Origin of the sequence: Nocardia sp. NPDC058497 (assembly GCF_042720195.1) — a bacterium.
GTDB lineage: Bacteria > Actinomycetota > Actinomycetes > Mycobacteriales > Mycobacteriaceae > Nocardia.
The window spans coordinates 1-4,326 of record NZ_JBHXMY010000507.1; the positions used below are offsets into that span (position 1 = coordinate 1).

Consider the following 4,326-nt stretch of genomic DNA (forward strand, 5'->3'; position numbering starts at 1 on the left):
CGGAACGTCGACCAGTCTTTCGACCATGGGGGGGACCACGATCAAGGTGGTGTACCGGTGCTGGGCGCTCGACCGCAGGCACTCGAGCGCGTCGAAACCGTCGGTCAGGACCACGGTGGCGCGCAGCGCGGTGCTCAGCTGCAATCCGGCAAGGCCCCAGGTGTGGAACAGCGGCGCCGGGATCAGCATGACCTCTTCGACCCGCAGCGGGATCCGCGAGAGCAGTGCCGCGATCGTGCCGAAACCCTTGGCGTGCGGGCGGCGCGCGCCCTTGGGCGAACCACTCGTGCCCGAGGTGAGCACGATCAGTCTGCCGGGATGCGCCGGGACCGGGAAGTCGTCGCTTCCCCACGCGATCAGGCCGTCGACCGTCGTGCGATCCGGGTCCGGCGGCAGATCGTCGGTGGTGAATCGCGGAACGTCGCTGTGCAGGTAGCGGATCAGCGTTTCCAGCGGCCCGTCGACGAAGACCGCGCTGAGCCGGTGCCGCTGCACGATCTCCTCGATCCGGCGCCCGGACAGTCCGGCATTGAGCAGCGCCACGTCGACGCCGAGTTTGCCCGCGGCGACCATGGTCTCGACCATGCCCGCGTGATTGCGCGACAGCAGGCCGATGGCGTCACCCGCGCGCAGACCCAGCGCGTGCATCGCCCCGGCCAGCGCGGTGGACCTGGTGTCGACCTCGGCGAAGGTACGGGTGCCCCGCGGGTCGATCAGCGCGAGCCGATCCGGCGCGTGCGCCGCGCCGGCGGCATATCCGCCCGCCAGATTGAAGCCCCACTTCGACAGGGAGCGAAGCTGTTTCACCATCGAGATGGGTTCGGGACGCATCAGCCCGGTCGCCGCGATGCTGCGCGCCACCCCGGCATTGCGCCGGATCATCGAGCGTTCGGCGTTGACCACCACCGAGGATCGGGTGCCCGCGATGACGTCGGCGGTGCGGCGCAGCCCCGCCTTCACCCAGTCGGTGACCGTGGAGTTGCCGCGCTCGCCCAGCAGCGGGTGCACCCTGGCCGCGGCGAACAGGGTGATGTCGAGGCGCGTTCGCTGCTCGTCGCCACGCAGCCGGACCGAGGCGAAGCTGCCCAGCGCCGGACTGCGCAACTCGAAACTCTCGTACCAGCGCCCGATCACGAGGACGAATTCGTGGGTCTCGATCCCCGCGGCGGCCGACCCGACCCGTACCTGCCACACCACCGAACCGTCGGGCCGCTCGACCCGTTCGCAGCTGCCGATGCCGGTGAACATCCGCGGATAGCTCTGCGGATCCAGCAGGACATCCCACAGTGATTGCCGCGCGATCGTGAAATCCGCGGTGACATCGATGACGTCGTTGACCAAACTCCGTGCTCTTCCCGTCGGCCTGTTCGACCAGCTCGGTCGGCGGGCAAATATGGGCGCCGCGGTCGATACCGCGCCGCGGGTCGTCACGCTACCCGTCCGTGCCGCTCCTCGATCAAGAATCAGACAGAACCGGTGGTTTGGGACCGCTTCGGCCGGACTTTGGTTTGCGGGCCACACCTCATGACGTTGCAGATGTGAAACTCTCCAATCGCTTGCACCCCACCCGGGGATGCCGAAGTATTGCTGGCAGTACCGACCCGATCTGCATCAGTCGCCGCGAGAGCGGCGCGACGAGCGAAGAGGTGTGGACATGACAGCGAGCTGGCCAGGTAGTTCGATGAACTCGTTCGATGACATCTTCCAGCGATTCTTCGGCCCCGGAATGTCGGCGAAGCCACCCGTGCAGCGCATCGACCTGGGCAGACTCATGACCGACAACGCCAAGTTGCTGATCGGCTCGGCCCGCGAGGCCGCCCAGGAGTGGGGCAATCCCGAGATCACGCCCGAGCATCTGCTCTACGCCGCCACCGAAGCCGAGCCGGGCCGCAGCATCGTGGCCGAGCTCAGCCTGGATCCCGACCAGGTTGCCGAGCAGATGCAGGAATACCTCGACACCGGTTCGCCCAGCGAAGACGACCTCGCCGACATCACCCTCAGCCCCGGCACCAAGCTGGCCCTGCGCGCCGCCCAACGGCAGGCCGCGCAGTCCGGCAGCAGCTACATCGGCCCCGAGCAGGTCCTGCTCGGCATCGCCTCGCTCCCCGACTCCGTAGCTGCCCAGGCGCTGATGGCCGGCATCGCCGCCACCCAGAGCGGTAACACGTCCGGCCCCGCGACCACGGGCTCCCCGGCCAAGCGACAGCAGCAGACCGACACCCCCACGCTGGACGAATACGGCCGCGATCTCACCGCGGAGGCCCGCGAAGGTCTCGTCGACCCGGTCGTCGGGCGGGCGGAGGAGATCGAGCAGACGATCGAGATCCTGTCGCGGCGGCGCAAGAACAATCCGGTGCTGATCGGTGATCCCGGTGTCGGCAAGACCGCGATCGTGGAGGGGCTGGCGCAGCGGATCGTCAACAACGACGTGCCGTCCACCCTCGCCGACCGCCGCGTCATCGCGCTCGACGTCGGCACACTGGTCGCCGGCAGCAAGTACCGCGGTGAGTTCGAGGCGCGGCTGACCCAGATCCTCGACGAGGTCCGCGCGCACTCGGACGAACTGATCGTCTTCATCGACGAGCTGCACACCATCGTCGGCGCCGGTGGTGGCGGCGAGGGCTCGATGGACGCGGGCAACCTGCTCAATCCCGCGCTCGCCCGCGGTGAACTGCATGTCGTCGGCGCGACCACGATCGACGAGTACCGCAAGTACATCGAGAAGGATGCCGCGCTCGAGCGCCGGTTCCAGCCGGTGATGGTGTCGGAGCCCTCGGTGGAGGACACCATCGAGATCCTGCGCGGTCTGGCCGATGTCTACGAGGAGCACCACCAGGTGCGCTACTCCGACGAGTCGCTGATCGCGGCGGCCCAGCTCTCGGATCGCTACATCACCGATCGGTTCATGCCCGACAAGGCGATCGATCTGATCGACCAGGCCGGTGCCAGGGTGCGGCTGCGGTCGGGCACACCCGATCCGGCGGCGAGGGCCAAGGACGAGGAGATCGCGCGGCTGTACCGGGAGAAGGACGCCGCGGTCGACAACGAGGACTACGAGAAGGCCACCGCGATCAAGGCCGATATCGCGGCCAAGGAGGAAGAGCTCGAGGAATCCGGCGGGCGGGCGGGCGAGCCCGAGGTCGAGGTCATCGACATCGCCGAGGTGATCTCCCGGCAGACCGGTATTCCCGTCGCGGATCTGACCGCCGAGGAGAAGCAGCGGCTGCTCCAGCTCGAGGACGTGCTGCACAAGCGCGTGGTCGGGCAGGATGAGGCGATCGTCGCGGTCGCCGAGGCGGTGCGCCGCGCCAGGGCCGGGCTCAAGGATCCGAACCGGCCGATCGGCTCGTTCCTGTTCCTCGGGCCGACCGGTGTCGGCAAGACCGAACTCGCGAAAGCGTTGGCCGAGGCCGTCTTCGGCGACGAGGACCGGCTCATCCGCTTCGACATGAGCGAGTTCCAGGAGAAGCACACGGTCTCGCGCCTCGTCGGCGCCCCGCCCGGATATGTCGGCTACGACGACGCGGCGCAGCTCACCGACAAGGTGCGCAGGCAGCCGTATTCGGTGATCCTGTTCGACGAGGTCGAGAAGGCGCACCCGGATGTGTTCAACGTGCTGTTGCAGTTGCTCGACGACGGCCGGGTCACCGATTCCAAGGGCCGCACCGTCGATTTCAAGAACACGATCGTCATCATGACCTCCAACATCGGCTCGGACCTGATCTTGAAGGCGCCGGAGGGTGATCTGGATGCGATCACACCGCAGCTGATGGAACGGCTGCAGCAGCATTTCCGGCCGGAGTTCCTCAACCGCATCGACGAAACCGTGGTGTTCCACCGGCTCGACAAGTCGCAGCTGGAACGGATCGTGAACCTGATCCTGGACAAGACCCGGCGCATGCTCGCCGCCCAGGACATCGAGCTCGACATCAGCGAGTCGGCGGTGGATTGGCTGGGCGATCGGGGTTTCCAGCCGGAGTTCGGCGCCCGGCCGTTGCGTCGCACGGTGCAGAAGGAGCTCGACAACCGGATCTCGCGGCTGCTGCTCGACGGCGGCCTGGAGCCGGGGGCGACGGTGAATGTCGACACGGCGGACGACGATCTGGTCGTCACCGCCGTCGCGCCGACCGGTGGCGCCGATACCAATGGCGCCGAACCGAAGTCGCACTCGAAGAAGAAGTCGGCGAAGAAGGGCGAGAACAAGAAGCTCGCCTCGTCGAAGAAGTAGGGTACAGGCGGGGGGGGGGGGGGGGGGGCCGGCGCGCCCCCCCCCCCGGGTGGGGGGGTCCGCCCGGGGCCCACCAGCGTAAACGCAAACAGGATACC

Annotated in this window: 2 protein-coding genes; one reads left to right on the forward strand and one right to left on the reverse strand. The window is 67.9% G+C overall.

Annotation, left to right across the window (positions count from 1 at the left end; translation table 11 throughout):
• A partial coding sequence (locus ACFWPJ_RS25990) for an AMP-binding protein (protein ID WP_378855064.1) occupies positions 1-1,341 on the reverse strand: 1,341 nt, incomplete at its 3' end.
• A 313-nt stretch (positions 1,342-1,654) separates the two neighbouring features.
• Here ACFWPJ_RS25990 and ACFWPJ_RS25995 point away from each other — a divergent pair.
• Positions 1,655-4,228 carry an ATP-dependent Clp protease ATP-binding subunit gene (locus ACFWPJ_RS25995; RefSeq protein ID WP_378855066.1) on the forward strand — a complete coding sequence of 858 codons (2,574 nt, stop codon included), beginning with the start codon at positions 1,655-1,657 and terminating at the stop codon, positions 4,226-4,228.
• The last annotated feature ends 98 nt before the right edge of the window (positions 4,229-4,326 follow it).

Bases quoted from the DNA above. Each gene is read 5' to 3' on its own strand.
- ACFWPJ_RS25995 (WP_378855066.1), top strand. From the start codon at position 1,655: ATGACAGCGAGCTGGCCAGGTAGTTCGATGAACTCGTTCGATGACATC.